This window comes from Paenibacillus sp., from assembly GCF_031177825.1.
GTDB lineage: Bacteria > Bacillota > Bacilli > Paenibacillales > YIM-B00363 > Paenibacillus_AE.
In genome coordinates, this window is sequence record NZ_JAPSKE010000016.1 from 50,586 (window position 1) to 74,871 (window position 24,286).

Sequence of the window (24,286 nt, forward strand, 5' to 3'; positions counted from 1 at the left end):
CTTCCTCCTCGTTTACAATAATAGGATACAACTGCCTGAGAGGTGAGCCAACAACGATGAACGTACGACGACGCAAGCTACAACCCCTGCCCTTGCTGATGCTCTTGTCGTTGCTCGCGGGCTGCGCGGGCGGCGCCGCGCCTGTCGAGGACCCTATCGAAGACACTCCGGTCTCCGACGCCTCCGGGGCGACGGGCTCCGAAGACGTTGCGGAACAACCGATCCTGCCTTATACATACCCGCTTACCGGACTCCCGGCAGAGGAACTGCTGTCGAATCGCCCCGTCGTCGTGATGGTGGAAAATTCGCCCGCCGCGCGTCCTCAGACCGGTCTGCATGAAGCGGATCTCGTATATGAAGTGTTGGCGGAAGGCGATATTACGAGGTTTATCGCCGTCTATCAGAGCGTGGAGTCGGAGGAAATCGGGCCTGTGCGCAGCATCCGTCCGTATTTCGTCCAGCTGGGCATGGAGGTCGACGGCATCCTCGTCCATGCGGGATGGAGCCAAGAGGCGATGAATTTGATGGTGAAGCATAAGCTGAACCATCTCGACCAGGTGTACGGCGATCACGATTATTATTGGAGGGACAAGTCCCGCAAAGCGCCGCACAACTTATACACGAGCATCGAGCTTATCCGCAAGGGCGCGGAGAAAAAGAAGTTCCGCGAGGAATGGACCGACCCGATTGTGACGTTCGTCCTGCCGGGAGCGGGAGGGGAGCCGGCGGTGCCGAAGGGCGAGCCGGCGGACCGCGTCGACATCCCGTATATCGGAGGTTACGAGGTCGGCTACGAATACGATGCGGCGACGAAGACGTACTTGCGCTTGATGAAGGGGGAACCGCATACCGACAAGAAGACGGATGCGCGGTTGTCCGCGACGAACGTGCTCGTCGTTCAAGCGAAGCACCGCATCGTCGACGACGTCGGTCGGCGGGAAGTGGACGTGCAGGGGCCGGGCAAGGGCGTCCTGCTGCAAGCCGGCGTGAAACGCGACATCGTATGGGAGCTGAAGAACGGCGTCATCCGCGCGTACGACAAGGAAGGGGCGATCACGGACATACCGTTGCTGCCGGGGAAGACGTGGGTGCAGATCGTACCGGATTTGTCGAAGGTGACGTTCGGAACGGGTACATAGAGGGTAAAAGAAGGGGGCGCGAATTGCAACAATACAGTTCGCGCCGAATTCAGCCGAATGTTCTGCAGAATTGCAGATATTCGGCTATTTTTTATTAAGAGCGGTTATTACCAGCCACGCACGAGCTTTTTCCAATCTTCGCCATAGTTTCAGAAATTGTTCAGTGCGTTCTTATATACTATCGCAAAGAACGATTACGAACGAAGGTCGGAAAGCGAAGGTGAAGGTAGCTCATGATATCTTTGTCGCCGGCGGGAGTCGAAGACGAAGCGTTCCTCTTCGAATTATTCGTCAGCGTCCGACTCGCCGAATACGCCGGTTCGGGGTGGAGCCAGTCGGAGATGCAGACGCTGATGTGGGTGGAATTTCGGACACAGCAAGCAACCTATGCGAAGCAGTCAGGCGCGCGGCATGACATCGTGAAGGAGGGAGACGTGCCGATCGGCAGGATCTTAACTACGGAGAGCGCGCACGCGGTTCAACTCGTCGATGTATCCCTGATTAAGCCTTATCGGGGCAGGGGGATCGGAACGATGCTGGTTCGAGGGCTGCAGAAGCTCGTTGCCCCGACGGGAAAGCCGATCCGCCTGCAGGTAGAATTGTATAACCCGGCCATGCGTTTCTATCAACGCCTTGGCTTCCAGCCGCTTCGGGAACACTTCCCTTATCTCTCCATGGAATGGAGTCCGAAGTCGGGCGGCAACGACGCTCGCCTAACCTCAACGGAAAGCGAATCGCGGGCAAGAGCCCAGGCCTAACAAGGCCTGGGCTCTTGTCTTTTCACCGATGGCTGAACTAGGGAAAAACGGCGGCAAAATCATCGATTGCGCATCGGAATCGAGTTTTGAACATGTACATGGGGGAGAAGCGTTCCCTATAATCCTCCATATCGCGCGTACGCTGCGACGACCATTCGGGAAAGGGGGCGGAAGAGGTCAACGACCGCGCATTGTTGTAAGTGCTTACAATTTACTTGGTTACTAATTAAGGAGGGAAAACTTTGAAGAGAGCACTCATTCGAGGGACGTCGGTTTGGATGGCCGTCTGCATGGCGTTCGGCCTACTGCCGACCGGGGCGTCTATGACCGAAGCGGCGGACGCAACGGGGGAAGAGTCTACTGCACTGTTTCGGTACGATTTCGAAAACGACGCCGTCGGCTCGCCGCCGACCGTGAACGCGGAACAATTCGACGCGTGGACGGCTGCGGCCCGCAGCGCGGAGTCGCCGTTGACGGTCGTCGAAGACAACGGCGGCAAGGCATTGGAATACGCGCGGGTCGAGACGGCGACGGGCGGCGGCGGACCGCGGGTCGAGAAGCGCATCGATGTCGCGGGCCGGGAGACGTTGACCGTCGAATTCCAGATGAAGACGCTGGGTCATCGATTCATGCTGGAGCTGCGCGGCGAAGGGCAGTCGCCGCCCGTGACCCGGCTGCTGCTGCTCGACGGCAACGGCTTGGTGCCGACCCCGCCGGAAGGGGCTGTTTTTGACAGGAATGCGTACGTCGACGCGAAGATCGAGATCGATGCGGCGGGGCGGACGTTCACGTCTTACCTGAACGGCTATGCGATCCAAAGCGACGTCCCGCTGCACGCCGACATCGATCTGTCGAAGCCGATAATGCTTCGATTTACGACCAGCGTGCAGCCGGGAGAGCGGCTGTATTTGGACAACGTCGTCATTACGGGCGCGATGACGGAGGCGGAAGCGAGCGCGATCGTCCGCAAGCTGTCACCCGCCCATCCGCGTCTGATGGCGACGGCGGACGACTTCGCCGCGCTCGCGGCGCGGATCGGCGCCGACCCGCGTTCCGCCGAATGGTACGGGAAGATTCGAGCGGAGGCGGAACGCTTCCTCGCCGAGCCGCCGTCGGAATACGGCTTCCCGGACGGCCGCACGCTGCTGAACGTGAGCCGCCAAGTGTTAAGCCGGAGCTATGCGTTGGCGCTCGCGTACCGGATCGAAGGCGACGCGAAGTACGCGGAGCGGCTGTGGACGGAGCTGGAGGCGGCGGCCGCCTTCCCGGACTGGAACCCGGAAAGCTTCCTCAGCGCGGCCGAGATGACGCACGCGTTCGCGATCGGTTACGACTGGGCGTACGACTACTGGTCGCCGGAGCGGAAGGACGCGATTCGCGACGCGATCGTCCGGCTGGGCTTGACGCCGGGTCTGAACGCCTACCGATCCGGGGCGTGGTGGGTGTCGACGACGAACAACTGGAATCTGGTGTGCAACAGCGGACTCGCCATCGGCGCGCTGGCGATCGGCGACGAAGAGCCGGAGCTGGCGGAGGCGATTTTGCAGGCCGGACTCGCCTCGATCCCGCGGGCGCTCGGCGAATACGCGCCGGACGGCGCGTATCCGGAAGGGGTCACGTACTGGGCGTACGCTAACCGGTATTTCGTGCCGTATTTGGCTTCCTTGCAGACAGCCGTCGGCGAGACGTTCGGCTTGGCGGAGACGCCGGGTCTGGCGGATACGGGCTCGTTCCCGATCTATATGACGGGTCCGTCCGGACTAACCTTCAACTACTACGACGCTTCCGCGAGCGCTCAGCGTCCGGCGGAGATGTTCTGGTTCGCAGAGACGTACGGCCGGCCGGAGTACGCTTGGTGGGGGGAAGGCAGCGCGAGCGCTTCGCCGACGCAGCTGCTCTGGTACGAACCCGGCGCGGCCCTCGACCCGCGGGAAGCCGGCTTGTCCTTGGATAAGCGATTCCGGCGGTCCGAAGCGGCGTCGTTCCGCAGCGCGTGGGACGCATCCGATGCGTTGTACGTCGGATGGAAGGCCGGCGACAATGCGTTCAACCACGGGGATCTCGATCTCGGGACGTTCGTGCTCGACGCGCTGGGCGCGCGCTGGGCGTCGGAGCTCGGTTCGGAGGACTACGGTTCGCCGGGGTATTGGAGCGCAGGCCCGAACGGGCAACGCTGGACGTATTACCGCAAGCGCGCGGAGGGGCAGAACACGCTGGTCGTCAATCCGGGGGCCGGCGACGATCAAGACCCGCGCGCGACCGGGGAGATCGTCCGGTTCGAAAGCGGACCGACCGAGGCGTTCGCGGTCGCCGAGCTGTCCGAGGCGTACGCGCATGTCGGCGCGACGTCCTGGCAGCGGGGCATCTCGCTGTTCGACCATCGGCGTCAGGTGCTCGTTCAAGACGAGCTGCAAGCCGACGAGCCGGCGGACGTCTGGTGGTTCATGCATACGCCGGCCGCCATCGAGGCGGGGGCGGACGGGCGGAGCGCGATCTTAACGATCGGGGGAGAGCGGATGCTGGCTCGGATCGTGTCCCCTGCCGCCGGGGCGGCGTTTACGATTATGGATGCGGAACCGCTGTGGACATCGCCCGATCCGCAGCAATCGCCGAACAACAGCGTACGGAAGCTGGCGATCCATCTGGAAGGCGTGACGGACCTTCGGTTGGCGGTCCAGTTCACCCCGCTGCGCGACGGGGGGCCCGCCGCGGAAGCGGCGGACGTGACGCCGCTCTCCGCCTGGGACGTCGCGCATGACGCCGTGCCGACGCTTAGCGACATCGCGCTCGGCGGCGTTCCGCTCGCCGCGTTCGCGCCGGGGGCGTTCACGTACGACGTTCCGCTTGCCGCGGGGGCAACGGCGGCGCCGACGGTGACCGCGACCGCCGTGACGCCGACGGATACGGTCGACGTCGAGCAAGCGTCTACGCCGGACGGCGCGGCGACGATCCTCGTCTCTCGTGCCGGGGGGCCGACGACGAGGTACGAGGTGCATTTTCAGAGGGAAGCTTCTTCGGAAGAGGGGCCGGTCGTTACGGCCAGCATTCAGGGGACGTTCCCGCCGGAGCATACGATCGACGACGACTTGACGACGTTCTTCTCCGCGCAGGGCTACGGGCAATGGGTGCAGTACGATCTTGGCGAATCGACGTCGATCGACGGCGTATCGCTTGCGTGGTACCAGGGCGACGTCAGGAGCTTCGCCTTTACCATACTTGCGTCGGAGGACGGGGAGACGTGGACGGAAGCGTACGCCGGGTCGAGCAACGGCACGTTGCTGGAGCTCGAGGCTCATGCGTTTCCGGCCGTCGAAGCCCGCTATGTCCGCATCGTCGGATACGGCAACAGCTCCAACCAATGGATGAGTATCACGGAAGCGCGCCTTCATACGGAGGCCGGCGTCTGGCCGGCGTTCGAGACGAGGGCGCCCGTGCTGGAACGCGTCGAGTTGACGGCCGAATACGAACGCTCTGCGGTCGGCGAGACCGGACGGCTCGGGGTAAGCGGCATCCTGTCGGACGGCGGCGAAGCCGATCTGGCGCAGGCGCAGGTGCGTTACGGCAGCAGCGACGCATCGGTGGCGGCCGTCGGCGTTGACGGCGAGCTTACGTTCGTCGGCGCCGGCGAAGCGACGTTGTACGTCGTCGTCGAATCCGCGGACCGTCGCTTGAAATACGACCGGCTGACGGTGCAGGTCGTCGACCCGAACACGAGGCTGCCCGTCGCGGATGCGTTCGTCCGCGGCGGGTCGTACGGCGACGACCGATACGGGACGTCGTCCGGCATGACGCTCAAGCAGGATGCGAACGCCGACTTTTACCGGGAGGCGTATCTCGCGATCGACGTCGGCGCGATCGACGGTCCGCTGGAAGCGGCGACGCTATATATTTACGCTTCGGTCTCGGATCAAGGGACCGGCGCGGGGGCGTCGGGTCACGCGATCGACGTTCACGCTTTGGCGGGCGAGTGGCAGGAGCATACCGTCACATGGAACACCCGGCCGACGGTCTTGGAGAAGCTGGCGTCCGTCGGCATCGACGACGTCTTCCAATGGCGCGCGATCGAGCTGCCGGTCGAAGCCGTCGAAGCGGCTGAAGGCGGCCGACTGGATGTCGCGCTGCGGCACGTCGCCCCGGCCGGGAACCGGTACGCGGTAAGCGTGCGGAGCCGCGAACACGCGACCTACGGTCCCTACCTCGTGCTGACGCCGAGCGCAACGGTCGAAGCCGTCTGGAGTCCGGAAGCGCCCGACGGCCGGGAAGGCTGGTACGCAAGTCCGGTCACGTTGACGTTGCTGCCGCCGGACGCGGCGGAAGCGCGGATCGAGGCGGTGCAGTCGACGGACGGCTCGACGCCGCCGACGGACGGCTTCGCGCCGTATACCGATCCGATCCTCTTCGCGGACGGCGTGTACGACGTCGAGTACCGCGCCGTCGGCGGGGAGGCGGCGGGCGCCGTGCGGGTGATGGTCGATACGGAGGCGCCGACGGTGACGGTGTCGACGTACGGGATCGTCCCCGGGGACGCCGGCGGCATGCCTGTCGCGACGATCGACGCATTCGTGCGGATCGTCTGCGAAGCGTCCGACGAGCTGTCCGGCGTCGCGGTATCGTCCTGCGCGTCCCCGCTCGTCGAAGCCGAGGCTTACGAGCTCTCGCCGGGCGAGCATACGGCGGCGGCGGAAGCGACGGACGCGGCCGGCCATACGCGGACGGTCGAGACGGCGTTCGTCGTCGCCGCGACGACGGACGGACTTGTCGCGCTCACCGAGCGATTCGTCGCGGCGATGGGCGCGCCGGGCGCGGGCGGCATCGCCGAGGCGCTGACGAAGAAGCTGGGGAACGCCGGAGCGGCGATCGCGCGGGGCGACGCCGAGGAAGCCGACGCCTTACTGCAGGCGTATAAGGATCAACTCGCCGCGCTGAGCGGCGTCAAGCTGACGGCGTCTCAAGCGGAGACGTTGGCGTTCTGGGCGTCGCAGCTGCAAGGCGCGTAAACAGGGATAGCGAATCGGCGAGGGTCATCCGGGGGGATGATCCTCGCCTTCGTTATAGCTTTCGTTAGCCATTAGGGAACACGAAATTTCCTTATTTTTAACGAACTCCGCACAAAGACCCGAATAGGGAACACGAAAGTTCCTTATTCGCGGTAGAAACGGTACGAAACGGCGCTTCCGAGCGGAATAGAGAAATTTTATGTTCCCTATTCGGGAAAATGCGGGGGAGGGAGCGCAAATAGGGAACGTTGGTGTTCCCTATTTCGGGCACGCAATGGCGGAAGATGCCGCAATAACAAGTTTCGCCTCCGCGATTCTCTTCTCTTGCGCATGCTTGCATCGATTGCGCATCGCGGAATGTCATCCATTGCGAATCGGCGTCGTCATTGCACATCTACGGGCTGGCGTCGCTGCGGTATAGTGAAGGGCGAAAACGCATGGAGCGACTATGATTTCATTAGAACGGGGGAATGAAGCAATGAACAGCCGACTGGAGCGCGCTCCGATCATCCTGCTGCGATCTTCGTGGCAAGTCGTGAACATCGGGGACATCGCGCATACGCCGGGCGCGTTGGCTTTGATCGAACGGCACTTTCCCGAGGCGGAGGTCATCCTCTGGGCGTCGGACGACCTGACCGACGAGGTGGCCGCGATGGAGCATCGGCGGTTTCCGCAGCTTCGGATCGTCAAGGGGAGGATCGGCGAAGACGGGCGAGTCGAAGGACCGGAGCTCGAGGAAGCGATCGACGGCTGCGACTTCTTGCTGCACGGTTCCGGCCCTTGGCTTGTGGCGAGCGACGATGTCGCCGCGTTCCGCAAGCGGACGGGGAAGCCATACGGCGTGTTCGGCATTTCGTACAACGACGACCCGGCCGTGACGGAGCTGCTGAGCGAGGCGGAGTTCGTCTACTTCCGCGACACGGTATCGCTCGAGCGGGCGAAGGCCGCGGGGGTGGCTTGTCCGACCATGGCATTCGGTCCCGACGCGGCGTTCTCGTGCGACGTGCGGGACGACGAGAGGGCGGACCGATTCTTGCAGGCGAACGGCCTTGTCCCGGGCGAATTCCTCTGCTGCATTCCGAAGCTGCGGTATACGCCGTATTGGACGATCCGGAATTCCCCCTTCGACACCTCGAAGCACGCGCGTAACGAAGCGATGAAGGAGCATGATCACGCGCAGCTGCGCGAAGCGATTCTAGCCGTCGTCCGGGAGACGGGGCGCAAGGTGCTGATCTGCCCGGAGGACATGACAGAGGTCGCGGTCGGGAAAGAGATGCTGTACGACAAGCTCCCCGAGGATGTGCGCTCGCAGGTCGTCTGGCGGCCGAACTTCTGGTTGACCGACGAGGCGATCAGCGTATACGTCCGTTCCGCCGGGCTGTTCGGGAACGAGATGCATTCCCCGATTTTATGCGTCGCGCATGGAGTGCCGGCGATCGTATGCCGGTGGGCCGAGCAAACCGTGAAGGGCTGGATGTGGAGCGACATCGGCCTCCGCGACTGGCTCTTCGATCTGGACAACGAAGACGAGGTGCGGCGGATCGTGCCTACGGTGCTCGAGATGGCCCGGCATCCGGAACGCGCGAAGGCGCGGGCGGCGGAAGCGCTCGTCTACGTACGGGAGCGGCAGCGGGTCATGATGGAGACGCTAAGGGCGGCCGTTCACGCGAGCGTCTCGCAAGCGGGGAAGGAGGAGGCCGGATGAGTGCATGGACGAAAACAGTGAAAGGAGCCGCGGCGCTCGCCTTGCTGGCTGCGGCGATCCTCCCGGCGCCGCAAAACCCGGCCGCCGAGGCCAACCCGGCGCCTCCCGCCGCGGAGCAGAAACAAGCGCTTCCCGTATTCGATCAGCACCTGTTGCTGTCGGCGCTTCAAGAGCCTTACTTAAAATATAAATTCATGACGCCGCCGACGGAGCCGAACTATCCATTCGACGGCGGCTACGTCGAAACGTACGACGCGAACGCGGCGCTGTTGTACCTGTTGTTCTATGCCTACTATTATCCGAACGAGACGATTCTCGAGTACAACGTTACGGACGAGGTCCGCAAGCGGATCGAGTTTTTGGTAAAGCCAGGGGCGAGGAACGAACCGCCTAGCGCGGGCGGCATCACGGCGAATTGGCATTATGCGGCCGCCTATCAAACGATCGTGCTCGCGAAGCATATGCCCGAGGTGTGGGACGCGATTCCCGACGACGCCAAACGGCGGATCGAGCTGATGATGAAGGCGCAGCTCATTTCGTCCAACTTTATTATGAATCCGGCGAACGACGCCAAGACGCACGCGACCGGGCAGGCGGGGGGCATCTATTCCAACCCGAACCATTGGGAGAGCTACAACGCGGTGTATCAGCTCGCGCTGCTTTATCACGGCTCCCTTGAGTCGGTGAACGAGGTGCTGACGACCACGATTCCCGACGAAGCGGCGTACGAGGCGTTCTTGACGGAGCTGCATGCGAACGGGTTATGGAACATCTACGATCAATGGAGCTATGGGCAAGTGAAGGACTTCTATCTCGGCATCGACACGACGACGTTCGACGAGCGCTTCCATACCGAGCCCGGCTACGTGTACGGCGCGAGCCATCCGATCCAGGATTGGCAGCAGGTTAAGGATCGGGGAACCATTCCCTTGGATCAGAGAATTATTACGCCTTACGAATCCTGGCCGATGTTTCGGGAGACGGCGAAGTTTTTCTTCCAGCATCCGGTCGGGGAGGTAGAGATGGACGCCGGGGAACCGATTCCGTACGCCGGCGGGGCGACCTGGGGCGATCCGAATCGCTTGGAGCGGAAGCTGATCGGCCGAGTCGTCGATCCGGACGCGCGGGAGCGGCTGCCGAACCGGGGCGAGATCGGCATGGCGTTCGAGTACGATGCGGGAAGCAACGGCGAGCGAAGCAACCACAATTACGTGCTCGAAGGCTTGCTGCCGATGCTGCCGACGTCCTTCGTACTGAAGGCGCTCAGCCGGAACGATCCGGATTTGTGGCCGTTGCAGTCGAAGCCGGAGGAAGTGGAAGAAGTGGAGCGAAGAATTCGCGTCGGGATGACGGATATCGTCTACAAGGGGACGCACGGGTACTTTTCCTACGACTACAGGAAGCTAGTGACCGATACGACAGCCGGCGAATGGAGATATTACGACGTCGAGTACGACCGCGTGGCCACCGAAGACGATAAAGCGATCGCCGAGCGGGAGTTTCCGGTCATTCGCGCCTACAACGCGCCGCGGATCGGCTACGACTATCTGATAGGACTATACAAGGCTATGTTCGAAAATGAACCCGGCCACGCGTATAACGCGGACGTCCGATTGTATCGCGGCTCCGACGCGAAGGTGCCCGTCGGCCATCCCGCCTCGCTGAAGGTCGGCGAGCGATTCGCCGCCGTCGTCGAAGCGGACGAAGTGCGGCAGGCGGCGGGTATGGAGCTGACGCTGCGTTACGATCCGGCGGTCCTGAAGCTCGTCGCCGAGAACGGCGAAAGCAGCGTAAGGAATCTCATGCCCGGCCTCGATATCGTCGCGATCGACGAGGCGGACGAGGCGAGCGGAACGATCCGCTTCTCCGGCGTCTCGACAGGATATACGACGACGTTCAGCGATACGAAGACGAGGCTGTATCAGGTCGAGTTCGAGCTGCTGCAGGAGAAGAAGGATCTCGGCATCGTCCTCGAGGAACTTCGGTTCGTCGACGCCGGGAATCGGCTGTTCGCGCCGGAGTTCCGGCGAACGCCGCCGGCCGCGAACGAAAGGGGGGAGCCGCATTGAACCGAAGCGCGACGATGCGATCGAGATCCCGTTGGCTGCACAGCGGGCTCGCGATCCTTTTCCTACTAGGAAGTTTATTGTCTAATGCTCCTGCCCGGACGGAAGCCGCGGAACGTCTGACGGCGGCGTTCGCCCCGACCGAGGATACGTTCGCTTATCGCGACAGCAATCAATCCGCAAGTCCGACCTTGGTGTCCCGATATAACGGCGGCGGGTACGAACGGGTTTCTTATTTGAAATTCGATCTGGCCGATCTGGCGGGGATGGAGGTAGAACAAGCAACCTTCAAGGTGTACTTGATCCGCACCGAGGGCATGGGCGACGTGGGCGTGTTCGGCTTGACAGATAACGATTGGTCGGACGACACGGTGCATCTGACGAACGAGGACGGCACGTTCCGCAGGCCGAGCGAGGAGGGGCGGACGCTGCTTGGGCGATACCCGTTCAATACGTCCGGCACGAACGCCGTGGGCGCCTGGATCGAATACGATATTGCGGCGTACTTGAACGAGCGGCTTCAAGACGGAGCGACGGCCGCGACGGTGATGCTGAAGAACTTCTCCTACGCCGAGTCGTCGGCTACGGCGGGTCAGGGATTCGCCTATTACGGATCGTCCAAATCGGCGAATCGGCCGACGATCGAGGCCGTCTATTCGGAGGGCGGGACGGCCGGCGGGCCCCCGGCGAAGCCGACGGTCGTATTGGCGGGGATCGAACCGTCGCCTCCGACGGTTACGCTCAAGTGGCCGGCCGCCGCCCGTGCGGCGCATTACACAGTCAGTCGAGCCGTCTATGAGGAAGGCGCGTTCGCCGCCCTCGACGGCGCCTTGCGCTCGATGGAGGACGGGGTGTACTTCGACGATGCGACGGTGCAGCCGAACCGGGTTTACGGCTACAAGGTAACGGCCTATGCCGAGGACGGCTCCTCCGCGGAGAGCGACGTCTTGATCGTGACCGTGCCGCCGTTCCTCGGACCGGGCGACGAGACGTCGGCGTCGTTCGCGCCGACGGACGATGCATACATCAATCAGGCGAACGAGAACGCGTACTTAAATTTCGGGAACCGACAAGAGATGATCGTACGTCACAATGCCGCGTTCTGGAAGCGGGTCGGCTACGTGAAATTCGACCTGGGATCGCTGGTCGGGGTGACGGACGTTCGGAAAGCGACGCTCAAGCTGTACTTGAGGGATGTCCAGAGCGGGGGCTCGATGGTCGGGCTGTACGCGATCCGAGACAACGCATGGAGCGAAGCGGACATTACCGCGTTCGACGTGCCGAGCGAGGAAGGGAAGGAGCTGATCGGCAGCGTGAACGCGCTCGCGGGCGTCCCGACGAACGCTTGGCGCGAGGTCGACGTCACGCCTTATATCCGGCAGCGCTTCGCCAACCACGAGCGGGAGCTGACGATCATGCTGCTGGGCGGCTTGGATGCGCAGCGGTCGCAGGGCTACGCGTACTTCGGCACGAAGGAAAGCCCGAGCGGGCCTGGACTGACGATCGATTACGTCATTCCGGAAAGCGTGCCGCCGCTCGAGCCGCCGGCGCCTACGGTGCTCGAGGCGACCGGGACGAACGTAACGCTCGGCTGGCCCGTAGTTCTAGGCGCGGCGAAATACCGAGTGTACCGGAAGGCGGAGGGGGAAGCGCAGTTCGCCCCGCTGAATGCAGGGACCTATGTCGAAAACGGGACGGTGTACGCGAACGATGCGAGCGTGGAATTCGGGACGAGCTACGAATACCGCGTCGACGCCATCGGTCCCGGAGGCGACGCGTTGTCCGGAGAACCGGTGCGAGCGTCGACCCCGCCTCTGGAGCTGGCGGCTCCGACGGGGTTGACCGAGACGTTGAACAAAGGGAATGCGTTGGCGTTGGCTTGGGAGGCGGTGCCTCACGCAACGTCTTATGAGCTGTACAGATCGCTTCAGCCTGAGGACGGTTATGCGCTTGTCGCCGAGGTCGCCGAGACCGCGTTCGAAGACGCGGGCCTAGCGTTGGACGTCATGTACTATTACCGTTTGAAGGCGAAGCGGGGGCGTTACGAATCCCCCATGTCGGAAGCCGTCGCGATGCGGACGGAGCGGTACGCGACCGCCGTCTTCGGCCGCGTCGCGCTGGAGGGGGCCGCCGAGCACAGCGGCATCGTCGTACGACTGTCGAACGACGGCCGCGAGGGGAAACGAGCGGTCACGGACGGAGCCGGGAACTTCGCGCTGTATGCCGTCCCGCCCGGCACGTACGACCTTGTGTTTACGAAGGCCGCCTATCTGAAGAGGATTTCGTCGGACGTGGCGGTGGCACAGGCGGATGTCGACGTCGGGGCGCAGGGGGAGCTGAAGCTTGGGGATCTCAACGGCGACGACCGCATCGATGTATTGGACCTCCGTTTGATTGCCGCGGCGTACGGGAACCGGAGCAGCTCCGTCGACTTCAATCCGCTGCTGGACTTGAACCGCGACGGCCGGATCGACCGGGCCGACGTAGACCGGCTGCTGACCCATTATCGCGCCGAGACGGGGCGCGGCGACTGAGGCGCGTCATCATTTGCGCATCGCTGCACAGGTTGCGCATTTACACCGGGCCGCCCGGCTTTCCATAATGGGTACAGTCGAATCTAGCAAAGTTTCCGAGGAGGTTGTGGTGTGGCACAGGCACGAACGCATTGGGATATCGAGACGCTGATCGTCGGCGCGACGTTCGCGGGCATCGGCTTGGCGTTGGGGACGAAAGCCGGCGCTCTGATCGTAGATCGGGAGATTACGGTAGGACATGAATTTCTATACGCGTATAAACACGGGGAAGATTGGCGCGCCGACGACTGCGGGCGGTTCGCGGCGGCGTTCCATGGGGAGCTGGTCGAACGCGGGCTGCTGACGGCCGAAGGCCGGGCGCATCTGGGCGGCGTCATTCCGGCGCTGTACCGCCTGACGCGGGACGCGAAGCTGCCGGTGCGGTTTCTGACGGAGCTCGCGAGCGTCGAGCCGCTGGAGGGCGAAGCGGGCGGGTACGCGGTCGCGTTGTTCGACCCGTCGGGCTTCCGCGACCTTCGCGTCCGCCGCATCGTCGACACGACGTCGACGTGTCTGTCGAAGCCGGGCTTCGCGCCGGCCGCAGGCGTGCCGAAGCGCGTGAACGCGCTGCTGCACGCCTCCGCGGCGGAAGCCGCGCGCCTTCCGGTCGAGGCGGACGGCTGCCGCGTCGAACGGGGGCGGTACGACTCGGAAGCGTACTTCAGCCTGCCGGTGTCGCCGCAGGACGATTGGGCGGCGGCGCGGGCGAAGCTGCACGCGTTCTGGGCCGCTAAGCCCGAGGCGCTGCAAGGATGGACGTTGGCCGCCGTGGCGGACCAATTCGACGCGACGCCGCCGGCAGGGCCGATCGCGATCGGCCGCGATTGGACGTGGCTGCCGTCGGCGGCGTTCCCGCAGCCGCTCGCGGCGCTCGGCGCGGAAGCGAGTTTCTCGGAATGGGGGAATGCGGTATGACGATTACCATAGGGGAACGCAGGAACGGGGTCCAAGTCCGCCGCCCCGCGGCGTTCGCGCCGGCCGAGACGTACGACGTCATCGTCGTCGGTCTCGGCACCGCCGGCGCGCTCGCGGCGATCGCCGCGGCGGAACGCGGCCTCCGCGTTCTAGGCGTGGAGCGGCTGAACGCGATGGGCGGCACGGGCACGCTCGGCGCCGTCGTCGGGTATTACTTCGGCAACAAGGGCGGATTGTTCGAGGAGATCGATCAAGAGGTGCAGCGGCTGTCGGGCGCCGCGGCGTATACGAAGGCCGGCGGCGTCAACGCCGATCTGAAGAAGCTGGCGCTCGAGCGCCGCGCGCTCGCCGTGGGCGTCGAACTCCGCTATGAATGCACGGCGGTCGGCGTATACCTCGAGGCGGGCGAGGTTCGGGGCCTGCGGTGGATCGGCCCGAACGGGCCGGGCGAAGCCGGCTGCCGCATCGCGATCGACTGTACGGGCGACGCGGAGATCGCGGCGATGGCGGGCGCGTCGTACCGGAAAGGGCGGGAGCTCGACGGGAAGGCGCAGCCGTTCTCGAACGCGCTCGTCTGGATCAACGACGGCGCCGTGCACACGTTCTACACGGATTCCGGGTACGTCGACGTCGAAGACGCGGAGGAGTACACGCGCGCGATCCTCGAGTCGGCTTGCGTGCACACGCACCAGCCCGAGCGGTTCGAGGAGCGGCGGAAGTTCGTGAAGCTGGCGCCGCTGCTCGGCGTCCGGGAAGGCCGATTCATCGAGGGGGAGCGGCAGGTAACGTTCGCGGACTTCCTGGACGACAAGGAGACGGAGGAGCCGATCTTCTACGCGTACTCGAACGTCGACAACCACGGCAAAGATATGGCGTTCGAAAGCGAAAACCAACGCGACTGGATCGTGGCGGCCAGCCTCTGGGGACTGAACTTTTCGGTGCCCGTCCCGCTCGGCGCGCTGCTGCCGAAGGGAGTCGGCCGCCTTCTCGTCGCCGGCCGCGCGCTTGCGGTCGACCACGATCTGGCGCCTTGCGTCCGCATGAAGCGGGATATGCAGAAGTGCGGCGAAGCGGCGGGGCTCGCGGCGGCGCTCGCGATCGAAAGAGGCGTCCCTCTGACTCGGCTGCCGTATGCGTCGCTGAAGCCGCTCCTGCTCGAGAAGGGCTGCCTGCAGGCCGCGAACCATAAAGGCATGCGCGACGGCCAGCCGTCGGTGGACGAGGCGATGCCGTCGATCCGGTGGCTGCGGGACGAAGCGGACATCCAAAGCGGCCTCAACGGCGAGAAGCCGGGCCTCGCGATCTGGTCCGCGAAGCGTCTCGGCGGCGCGATGCTCCCGTCGCTGCGGGCGTGGGCGGCGCAGACCGAGCGCGCCCACCTGCGCCGGCACAGCGCCTTCGCGCTGGCGCTGCTCGGCGACGAGGCGGCGCTGCCGGCGCTGCGCGAGACGATGCGCGAGCGCGACGGCTTCTTCCCGAAGACGAGCCGGAAGTACAATCAGGCGCGAGGCTACGCCGCGATCTACTTGCTCGGCAAGCTGGACGACGAGACGGTCGTGCCGGAGCTGATCGACATGTTGCGGAGCCGCGAGGCATTCAAGAACGTATCGACGGACGCCGAATTTATCAATCATGACGACGAGTACTTTTTCCAATATTTCACCTTCGCCTTGAGGGCCTTATTCCAGATCGCCGATCGCCGGCCGGCGGAGCGCGAGCGGGTGTTAGCCGCCGCGAGGGACATCGTCGACGAGCCGAGCTTCGCGCTCCATGTGACGATGAAGCCGTCGAAGGACGTGAATTTCGACATGGCGGACACGATCCGAGGCGTCGTACGGCGGCAGGCGGAGGCTTGGTCAACGACGCAGCGGCAGCGCGAAAACCGCGTTGCGGCGAGGCCGGACGGCTCCGACGTCACCGAATAACGATCGCTGCATGAATTGCGCATCGGCGATTCTCATCGAATGCGCAAGGAATAACAGGTTGCTTATCTACAGCTGCGCCGCGTCCGGGGTATAGTGGCGACGAGCCGCGAGAGCGAGCCGGATTTCTACCTATACAGGAGGTCACAAGCCAATGAAAATGCACAAGTCATTCGGATGGATCATGACGTTCGCGCTGTTCGCCGGGGCGCTGGCGGCATGCAGCGGCGGCGGAGGCGGGGGCGAAGGCGCAGCAGAGACGCCGTCCGCGCAGCAGCCTTCGGCGAAGACGGAATCGGGCGGGGGCGAGACGACGCCGCCGGCGGGGAACGGCCAGAAGGTCACGCTGTCGTATTGGGCGGGCATCAGCCCGAGCCAATCGCAATCGCTGCAGACGTTCAACGACGCGCTCATGTACCAAGAGCTGGAGAAGCGCACCGGCGTTCATATCGAATTCCAGCATCCCGCCGTCGGCAGCGAGAAGGAGCAGTTCAACCTGATGATCGCCTCGGGCGACCTGCCTGACATGATCGAGTACAACTGGACGTCCTACCCGGGCGGCCCCGAGAAGGCGATCGCGGACAACGTGCTCATCGAGCTGAACGACGTGATCGAGCAGCACGCTCCGAACCTGAAGAAGTACTTGGACGAACATCCGGACATGAAGAAGCAGGTCGTAACCGACTCCGGCAAGATGTACGTGTTCCCGAGCATCGGCATCGGCAACCACGGCGTCCAGAGCGGTCTCATGCTTCGCAAGGACTGGCTCGACGACCTCGGGCTCGACGTGCCGCGCACGGTCGATCAGTGGACGGAGACGCTCCGGCGCTTCAAGGCGGAGAAGGGTGCGACGGCGCCGTTCACGATTACGCTCGGCAACTTGAACCTTCAACAGTTCAACGGCGCGTTCAACGTCGGCACGGAGTTCTATCTGGACGGCGGCGCCGTCAAATTCGGCCCGATCGAGCCGGGCTACAAGCAATACCTGCAGATGCTGAACGCATGGTACGAGGAAGGGCTGCTCGACCCGGACTTCGCGACGCAGGACGGCGCGGGCTTCGACGCGAAAATCATCAACGGCAACGCCGGGGCGTTCTACGCGTACATCGGCGGCGGCATGGGCAAGTATTTGCCGGCGCTCATGGAGAAGGATGCGGGCAACGACCTCGTCGCCGCGCCGTACCCGGTGCAAAACGAAGGCGACGAGCCGCGCTTCATCACGACGCCGTACGAATACCGCGGCACCGGCAGCGTCGGCATAACGCCTTCGAATAAGAACGTCGAAGCCTCGGCGAAGTGGCTCGACTATTACTTCTCGGAGGAAGGCCACATCCTGAAGTCGTTCGGCGTCGAGGGCGTCACGTTCAACGACGAGAACGGCTATCCGCGATACTCCGATCTGATTACGAAAAACCCGGACGGCTTGTCCGTCGGCGACGCGATGAACAAATATTTGCGCGTGGCCTCGCCGGCCGTCGGCTTCGTCGGCGACGACCGCTACTCGGAGCAATATTATGCGTTCGATCAGCAGAAGGCGGCTTCGGCCATCTTCAGCGAGCACCAAGCGAACGCGCTCGAGACGCGGCTGCCGCTCGTCAGCCACACGCCGGAGGAAGCGAACGAGCTCGCGACGATCATGGCCGAGGTGAACACATTCCGCGAGGAGATGTTCCTGAAGTTCGTCATGGGTTCCGAGTCGATTGACAATTTCGATGCGTACGTCGAGCAGCTGAAGAAGATGAACATCGAACGGGCGATCGAGCTGAAGGCCGCCGCGGTCGAGCGGTACGCCCAGCGGTAATCGCCGCGCGGCCCGGAACCCGACGACGCCGCGTCGGGTTCCGGTACCGCCAACCTAACTAACTTAGAATGTGTGGTGACGAACGCATCATGATGAAAGTTTGGTCGAACGCCATTCGCAAAGACTTCCGCTTGCACAAGTATTTGTACATCATGATTTTTCCGGTGGCGCTTCATTACCTGCTCTTCCAGTACGTCCCCATGTACGGCGCGATCATCGCGTTCAAGGATTATCATGTGGCCAAGGGGCTGTTCGACAGTCCTTGGGTCGGATGGAAGCACTTCGTAGATTTCTTCGACAGCTATTACTTCTGGAGATTGCTCACGAACACGTTCATGCTCAATCTGTATCAGCTGTTGTTCGTGTTCCCCGCCCCGATCTTGTTCGCGCTGCTGTTGAACGAACTGGTCGGCAAGCAGTTCAAGCGTCTCGTCCAAACCGTAACATACCTGCCGCACTTCATCTCGCTCATCGTCATCTGCGGCATGATCACGCAGTTCGTCTCGCGCGACGGCGTCATTACCGACCTGCTCGTCTGGCTCGGCATGGAGCGGACGGCGCTGCTCGGCCAACCCGAGAACTTCCGGACGATCTATATCGTCTCGGACATCTGGCAGACGATCGGCTGGAGCTCGATCATCTATCTGGCCGCGATCAGCGGGGTCAATCCGGAGCTGTACGAGGCTGCGCGCATGGACGGCGCGGGCCGCGGGAAGCAGATGCTCTACGTCACTCTGCCCGGCATCGCCCCGATCATCGTCATTTTGCTCATTCTGAAGATCGGGAGCATGCTGGATATCGGCTTCGAGAAAATCATCCTGCTGTACAACCCGAATACGTATGCCACGGCGGACGTCATCAACACCTTCGTCTACCGGCGCGGTCTCACCTCGACGCTGGAGTTCAGCTACGCGACGGCGGTCGGCTTGTTCCAATCGACGGTGAACTTCCTGATGCTCGTGTTCGCGAACTGGTTCAGCCGCAAGGTCAGCGAGACCAGTCTATGGTAAGGAGGGAGGACATCCGATGAAACTGCGAAAAGGCGCCGCGTCCCTCGCGTTCGATACGCTCAACGTCGCGCTCATGCTGGTCATGATCGTCATTACGTTATACCCGTTCGTCTACGTGCTCATGTCGTCCCTCAGCAATTCGATGCTGCTCCTCTCGCATACGGGCTTGCTGCTGAAGCCGCTCGAGTTTACGACGGACGCCTACGCGCTCGTGTTCCGCAACCCGAACATCGCGACGGGCTTCCGCAACACGCTGTTCCTGACGACGGTCGGCACGATCGTCAACCTGACGCTCACGAGCTTCGGCGCCTATGTGCTTTCGCGCCGCGGGGTGCCCTGGACGCGTCCCGTCATGCTCTTGATCGTCTTTACGATGTTCTTCTCCGGCGGCCTCATCCCGTCGTACCTGCTCGTCAACAACTGGCTGCACCTCGGCAATACGCTCGCCGCGTTGATCATTCCCGGCGCGATCTCGACTTGGAACTTGATCATACTGCGCACGTCGTTCGCTTCGATTCCGGAAAGCTTGATCGAATCGGCCCGCATCGACGGAGCGCAGGATTTCACGATTTTGTTCCGCGTCGTCGTGCCGCTATCGATGCCGGTCATCGCCGTCATGATCTTGTTCTACAGCGTCGGCCATTGGAACGCTTGGTTCCAAGCGATGATTTACTTGCGCGATCGGGAGCTGTTCCCGGTCCAGCTCATCCTGCGGGAAATTCTCATCCAGAACAGCACGCAATTCATGGCGTCCGACGCCGCGGCCGGCGACGTGCAGGCGGTCGGGGAGAGCATCAAATACGCGACGATCGTCGTCGCGACGCTGCCGATCCTCGTCGTCTACCCGTTCTTGCAGAAATATTTCGTGAAAGGTGTTATGATAGGGTCCATTAAGGGGTGAGGCGGATGAGGAAGTGGCGCTCGAACAGCATTTTGTTCGCCTGGCTGCGCTCCTACGCGCTGGTGCTCCTCATTCCGCTCGCGATGATGGGCGTCATCTACGCGCAGACGCAGCGGGTCATCGAGGACGAGATCAACCGCGCGAACTCCTCCTTGCTCGGCCAGCTGCGGGAGGAGATCGACTCGCAGCTCGAGCATGTGCAGCGGATGCGAGAGGTCGTCGCCTTCAATGCGCGGGTGCGCGGCCTGCTGTACGCGCCGGAGCGGCTGACGGCCGAGCATCGTCTGACGATGGTACAGGCATTCGCCGACTTTCGAACCTACAGCTCGACGAATCGGTACATCGACACTTTCTACATCTATTACCGCACCGGCGACTTCATCGTGACCGACAAGGCGAATTATGCGCCGGACGTATTTTTCCAGCTGTATTTGGCCGATACGGGCCTCACGTACGACGTCTGGCGGAAGTTTCTCGACGCGCCGCATCGGGGCGAATTCGTGAACGGGCAGGACGTCGGGGTGTCTCCCGGCGAAGGGGACATCTGGTTCACCCAGTCGCTCCCGATCGAAAACCCGAACGACCGCCTCGCGACGCTCGTCATCCATATGAATAAAGAGCGGCTGCAGGCCGCTTTAGAAAATATTCGCACGTACAACGGCGGCGACGCCTACGTCTTGGACGGCAACCGGCGGGTGTTGGCCGCCTCCGTCGGCGCGGCGGAGGGCGGACCGGCGCTTCCGACCGGGTGGGAGCCGACGGAGCATACCGGCGTCGTCCGTCATACCGGCAGCGGCGAGGAGGTCGTCGTCTCGTATATCCGGTCGTCCATGCTGGACTGGACGTACGTCTATTCGCTGCCGATGCGCCTTTATGCCGAGAAGGCCGGGTACGTTCGCAATCTGACGCTGCTCACGCTGCTCATCGCGGTCGTGCTCGGCGCGCTGACGGCCGTCTTCGCCGCGCGGCGAAACTACGTCCCGATCCGCCGCCTCGTGGACAGCGTGTCGCTTCGCTCCAAGGTGGAGCCGCATCGCGCCCGCAACGAGCTTCAGTATATCGGGGAGACGCTCGAAGAGGCGCTCGAGCGGAACGAGACGATGCGGCGCGAGCTCGACAAGCAGAACGTCGTCTTGCGTTCGAATCTGATCGTTCGTCTGCTGAAGGGGCGGCTCGAGCGGAACTTCCCGCTCGAATCCGCGCTCGAGGAATACCGCATCCGATTTTTATCCGACGACTTCGCCGTGCTGCTCTTCTATATCGAAGACTTCAGCGGCTTATTCCGCGCGGAGGAGCGAGACGTCGAGAAGAACCTCCGGTTCGTGCACCTCATCCTATCCAACATCGTGGAGGAGCTGGCGAGCCGCAAGCATCGGGGGTGGGTCGCCGAGTCGGACGAGATGCTCGCGTGCCTCGTCAACTTCGCGCCCGGCACGACGGCGGCGCAGGCGAAGCAGGACGTGCAGCGCTTGCTCGAGGAAGCCCGCAGCTTCCTCGGCGAGCGGTTCCGCATCGAATTCACGAGCTCGTTCGGCGGCGTCCACCGCTCGGCCGAAGCGATCCCGACCGCGTACCGCGAGGCGATGGAGGCGATGGAGTACCGGATGCTGCTCGGCGCCGGCACGACGATCGACTACGAGCAAATTCGCGAGCCCGGCGCGTCTTACGCGTATCCGCTGGAGAAGGAGCAGCAGTTCATCAATCACGTGAAGTCGGGCAGCTTCGAGATGGCGAAGGCGATCATGGACGAGGTGATCGAGCGCAATCTGCAGGAGAGCCCGATGTCGATCGACATGGCGCGCTGCTTCATGTTCGACTTGGTCAGCTCGATGATGAAGGCGTCCGCGGAGGCGGCTTCGGGGAAGTGGGAGCTGCTAGAGGAAAACCAGCGCGCGTTGCAGGCGATGCTGCAGGAGCAGACCGTCGCCAGCATGCGCGCGCGTATGACGGAGTTTCTCGAGAGCGTCTGCACGCACGTCGAAGCGCGGAAGAAGAGCCGCAACGTCCGGCTGAAGGATGAGATGCTCGCCTACATCGAGGAGTCGTACCGGGATCCGAACCTGTCCGCCGCGACGCTGTCCGATACGTTCGCGCTGCATCCGTCGTACGTCTCTCGGTTTTTCAAGGAACAGACCGGCGATACCGTGTCCGATTACATCAACCGGCGCCGCATGGCGAAGGCGAAGCTGTTGCTGCAAGGGGAAGACGCCGCGATCAAGGCGGTGTCCGAGGAGGTCGGCATCTACAGCATCAGCACGTTCATCCGGCTGTTTAAGAAATACGAAGGCGTGACGCCGGGCGTGTACCGGGACATCCATAAGGAACAAAATAAGGCATGAAGCCACACGCAGGACGCCTGACGGTCGAGCGACGACCGGGGCGTCTTTTCGTTTCAGACCCAATGGGTTTTCCGATATGCCGACGGGCTCGACTTCATATATTTCGTAAACACGCGGCTGAAATAAACCGCGTTCTGAAACCCGCACTGTTCCGCGATTTCGTCCAACGTCAGCTCGGCGTCGGAGAGCAGCGCCCGGGCTTTCGCAAGCCGCGCCTCGGTGGCGTAGCGAACGGGGGAGACGCCGTACGCCGCTTGGAAGCGGCGCGTGAGCTGCGACGGTCCGATGCGCAGACGTTCCGCGAGCTGCTGCAGCGACAGCCGGCCTTCGAGCGCATGCTGCCTTATGTACGCCGCCGCTCGCTCCATCAGGGGATCGCCGCAGCGATTCCCGCTCCGCTCGGCCTGCCTCCGGGCGCGAACGGTCAGATACAGCAGGTCGAGGAGCAGGTGCTCGCCCTCTTCCTTGTCTCTGCGGTCCGGAAATAAGAGCAGCAGGAAAAATACGACATGAAGGCAGGGGCGTAACCTATGAAGAGAGAAGTTCGAGCGTTAAGCTTCGAGCAGCTGCGAACGTATCGCGAGCAGGGCTATCTGGTGCTGCGGAACGTGTTCGCGGAGAAGGAAGCCGAGGTGATGCAGGTCGAGTGCGATCGGCTCTTGACGCTGCCGGACTACACGAATCCTTATAACGTTCGCGCGGGACAAAGCGTTACGCGGACGGCTCGGTGAAAATCGAACGGCTCGACCCCGTGCACGACATCTCGCCGGTGTTCGAGGAGCTTGTCCGCAACGAGAGAATCTTATCGCCGCTCCGCGATCTGTACCTCGACGAGCCGCTGTTGTTCAAGGATAAGCTGATCTTCAAGCTGCCGGGGGCCAACGGCTATCCGATGCACCAAGACGCCTCATGGTGGCAAGGGTTCCCGATCGAGGGGCTAGTTTCGGTCATGGTCGCCATCGACGGGGCGAGCGTCGCGAACGGAGGTCTCGAGCTCTTCCCGGGCTACCACGACCGATTGCGTTCGACGCCGGGCGAGCTGCGCAATATGAACGCGGAGGAAATCGCGGAGATCGACGAGGCGCGGGGGGAGATCGCCGAGACGAACCCCGGGGACATCATCATCTTCCACTCCCTTGCGCCGCACCGGAGCGGACCGAACTTGTCCGATCGAAGTCGGAAGCAGCTGTTTTTGACGTACCACCCCGCGAAGGACGGCCGATTGTACAAAGCGCATTATCAGCATTACGCACGGTACAGCCTCCACGGGAAAGACGCGAGCCGATACCATATGTTTTAGCGGGACGGGGGCATGCGACATGTATGGGGAAAAGGGTAAGGACGCATCCGACGCCGGAAGAGCGGCCGTGCTGGGCACGGCGGGGCTGGTCGCCTTCTGGAATTTCCAAGACGCGGAAGGCGCCGCGAAGGTCGCCGACGGTCCGCATGCGTACGCGTTGGAGCCGAAGGGCGGGTTCATCCGCCGAACGGGGGACGGCCTCTTCGGACCGCATGCGATGGAGCTCGAGCGCGGACAGTGGCTGCGCCTGCCGCGGACCGCATGCCCGGCGCTGCGCCTCGGCGGCGAAGGCGCGGCGGTGACCGTCGCCGCTTGGGTGAAGCGCAAGGACGTTCGGAGGCCGGAATGCCAAGCGATCGCCGGCATGTGGAACGAATCGGAGAAGAAGCGGCAGTATGGCCTGTTTCTGGACTTGCGCATCTGGGGAAGCGGTCATCAAGTATGCGGGCACGTCTCCGCGTCCGGCGGCCCGACGCCCGGGCACAAGTATTGCATGGACGCCTCGATCGGCTCGACGGCGGTGCCGTACGGGACTTGGAGCTTCGTCGCCTTCACGTACGACGGCGCGTACGCGCGATCGTATTTGAACGGAACGCTGGATCGCCGCGACGGGTACAATCCGTACCCTTACCCGGACGGCTTATACGACGGGGGCGCCGACGGGGCCGACTTTACGGTCGGCGCCGTCCATCGGCACGGCGAGATGGGCAACTTTTTCGAGGGGACCTTAGGGGGGCTGGCCGTCTTCGACCGGGCGCTGACCGAAGCGGAGATGGCGAGACTGCACCGCGCCGTACCCATATAGAACGATTGCGAAAACTTACCCCATGATGCGGAACGCTTCCTTGGAGCCCAAAGGG

Annotated in this window: 16 protein-coding genes; 15 read left to right on the forward strand and 1 reads right to left on the reverse strand. The window is 63.2% G+C overall.

Features of this window, described 5'->3' with window-relative positions:
* Positions 1-56 precede the first annotated feature (56 nt).
* From RIN49_RS18105 to RIN49_RS18160, 12 genes are all read left to right on the forward strand, one after another.
* The gene (locus RIN49_RS18105; protein ID WP_309121562.1) at positions 57-1,139 is read left to right on the forward strand and encodes a DUF3048 domain-containing protein; all 1,083 of its coding nucleotides are present in this window, start codon (positions 57-59) and stop codon (positions 1,137-1,139) included.
* Between the two features lie 233 nt (positions 1,140-1,372).
* A complete protein-coding gene (locus RIN49_RS18110) occupies positions 1,373-1,897 on the forward strand; it encodes a GNAT family N-acetyltransferase (protein ID WP_309121563.1) in 525 nt (174 codons plus the stop codon).
* A 242-nt stretch (positions 1,898-2,139) separates the two neighbouring features.
* On the forward strand, positions 2,140-6,894 hold the full coding sequence (locus RIN49_RS18115) for a CBM96 family carbohydrate-binding protein (protein ID WP_309121564.1): 4,755 nt from the start codon (positions 2,140-2,142) through the stop codon (positions 6,892-6,894).
* A gap of 478 nt (positions 6,895-7,372) precedes the next feature.
* Positions 7,373-8,599 (forward strand): polysaccharide pyruvyl transferase family protein, encoded by a 1,227-nt coding sequence (locus tag RIN49_RS18120; protein WP_309121565.1) that lies wholly within the window; start codon positions 7,373-7,375, stop codon positions 8,597-8,599.
* A complete protein-coding gene (locus RIN49_RS18125; RefSeq protein ID WP_309121566.1) occupies positions 8,596-10,668 on the forward strand; it encodes a cohesin domain-containing protein in 2,073 nt (690 codons plus the stop codon). The genes RIN49_RS18120 and RIN49_RS18125 overlap by 4 nt, the downstream gene beginning before the upstream one ends.
* Positions 10,665-13,199: a CBM96 family carbohydrate-binding protein gene (locus RIN49_RS18130; RefSeq protein WP_309121567.1), complete on the forward strand. Its 2,535-nt coding sequence runs from the start codon at positions 10,665-10,667 to the stop codon at positions 13,197-13,199. The genes RIN49_RS18125 and RIN49_RS18130 overlap by 4 nt, the downstream gene beginning before the upstream one ends.
* A gap of 111 nt (positions 13,200-13,310) precedes the next feature.
* Positions 13,311-14,153 (forward strand): hypothetical protein, encoded by an 843-nt coding sequence (locus RIN49_RS18135; RefSeq protein ID WP_309121568.1) that lies wholly within the window; start codon positions 13,311-13,313, stop codon positions 14,151-14,153.
* A complete protein-coding gene (locus RIN49_RS18140; protein WP_309121569.1) occupies positions 14,150-16,078 on the forward strand; it encodes an FAD-dependent oxidoreductase in 1,929 nt (642 codons plus the stop codon). Before RIN49_RS18135 ends, RIN49_RS18140 begins: the two co-directional genes overlap by 4 nt.
* 151 nt (positions 16,079-16,229) lie before the next feature.
* Positions 16,230-17,876: an extracellular solute-binding protein gene (locus RIN49_RS18145; RefSeq protein ID WP_309121570.1), complete on the forward strand. Its 1,647-nt coding sequence runs from the start codon at positions 16,230-16,232 to the stop codon at positions 17,874-17,876.
* An 89-nt stretch (positions 17,877-17,965) separates the two neighbouring features.
* Positions 17,966-18,886 (forward strand): ABC transporter permease, encoded by a 921-nt coding sequence (locus RIN49_RS18150; RefSeq protein WP_309121571.1) that lies wholly within the window; start codon positions 17,966-17,968, stop codon positions 18,884-18,886.
* 16 nt (positions 18,887-18,902) lie between these two features.
* Positions 18,903-19,787 (forward strand): carbohydrate ABC transporter permease, encoded by an 885-nt coding sequence (locus tag RIN49_RS18155; RefSeq protein ID WP_309121572.1) that lies wholly within the window; start codon positions 18,903-18,905, stop codon positions 19,785-19,787.
* 5 nt (positions 19,788-19,792) lie between these two features.
* Entirely contained in the window at positions 19,793-22,126 is a 2,334-nt protein-coding gene (locus tag RIN49_RS18160) for a helix-turn-helix domain-containing protein (protein WP_309121573.1), read from the forward strand.
* 53 nt (positions 22,127-22,179) lie between these two features.
* On the opposite strand, the gene RIN49_RS18165 is transcribed toward RIN49_RS18160, so the two are convergent.
* On the reverse strand, positions 22,180-22,494 hold the full coding sequence (locus RIN49_RS18165) for a helix-turn-helix domain-containing protein (protein WP_309121574.1): 315 nt from the start codon (positions 22,492-22,494) through the stop codon (positions 22,180-22,182).
* Positions 22,495-22,656: 162 nt separating this feature from the next.
* Between RIN49_RS18165 and RIN49_RS18170 the strand changes: the two genes are divergently transcribed.
* The 3 genes from RIN49_RS18170 to RIN49_RS18180 are packed head-to-tail and all read left to right on the forward strand — an operon-like array spanning position 22,657 to position 24,231.
* Positions 22,657-22,857: a hypothetical protein gene (locus RIN49_RS18170; protein WP_309121575.1), complete on the forward strand. Its 201-nt coding sequence runs from the start codon at positions 22,657-22,659 to the stop codon at positions 22,855-22,857.
* Complete coding sequence (locus RIN49_RS18175; protein ID WP_309121576.1) at positions 22,854-23,426, forward strand: phytanoyl-CoA dioxygenase family protein; 573 nt, start codon at positions 22,854-22,856, stop codon at positions 23,424-23,426. Before RIN49_RS18170 ends, RIN49_RS18175 begins: the two co-directional genes overlap by 4 nt.
* A 19-nt stretch (positions 23,427-23,445) precedes the next feature.
* The gene (locus RIN49_RS18180) at positions 23,446-24,231 is read left to right on the forward strand and encodes a LamG domain-containing protein (protein WP_309121577.1); all 786 of its coding nucleotides are present in this window, start codon (positions 23,446-23,448) and stop codon (positions 24,229-24,231) included.
* Positions 24,232-24,286 lie beyond the last annotated feature (55 nt).

Bases quoted from the DNA above. Each gene is read 5' to 3' on its own strand.
- RIN49_RS18120 (WP_309121565.1), top strand. From the start codon at position 7,373: ATGAACAGCCGACTGGAGCGCGCTCCGATCATCCTGCTGCGATCTTCG.
- RIN49_RS18155 (WP_309121572.1), top strand. From the start codon at position 18,903: ATGAAACTGCGAAAAGGCGCCGCGTCCCTCGCGTTCGATACGCTCAAC.
- RIN49_RS18170 (WP_309121575.1), top strand. From the start codon at position 22,657: ATGAAGAGAGAAGTTCGAGCGTTAAGCTTCGAGCAGCTGCGAACGTAT.
- RIN49_RS18150 (WP_309121571.1), top strand. From the start codon at position 17,966: ATGATGAAAGTTTGGTCGAACGCCATTCGCAAAGACTTCCGCTTGCAC.
- RIN49_RS18110 (WP_309121563.1), top strand. From the start codon at position 1,373: ATGATATCTTTGTCGCCGGCGGGAGTCGAAGACGAAGCGTTCCTCTTC.
- RIN49_RS18165 (WP_309121574.1), bottom strand. From the start codon at position 22,494: ATGGAGCGAGCGGCGGCGTACATAAGGCAGCATGCGCTCGAAGGCCGG.
- RIN49_RS18105 (WP_309121562.1), top strand. From the start codon at position 57: ATGAACGTACGACGACGCAAGCTACAACCCCTGCCCTTGCTGATGCTC.
- RIN49_RS18145 (WP_309121570.1), top strand. From the start codon at position 16,230: ATGAAAATGCACAAGTCATTCGGATGGATCATGACGTTCGCGCTGTTC.
- RIN49_RS18140 (WP_309121569.1), top strand. From the start codon at position 14,150: ATGACGATTACCATAGGGGAACGCAGGAACGGGGTCCAAGTCCGCCGC.
- RIN49_RS18180 (WP_309121577.1), top strand. From the start codon at position 23,446: ATGTATGGGGAAAAGGGTAAGGACGCATCCGACGCCGGAAGAGCGGCC.
- RIN49_RS18160 (WP_309121573.1), top strand. From the start codon at position 19,793: ATGAGGAAGTGGCGCTCGAACAGCATTTTGTTCGCCTGGCTGCGCTCC.
- RIN49_RS18125 (WP_309121566.1), top strand. From the start codon at position 8,596: ATGAGTGCATGGACGAAAACAGTGAAAGGAGCCGCGGCGCTCGCCTTG.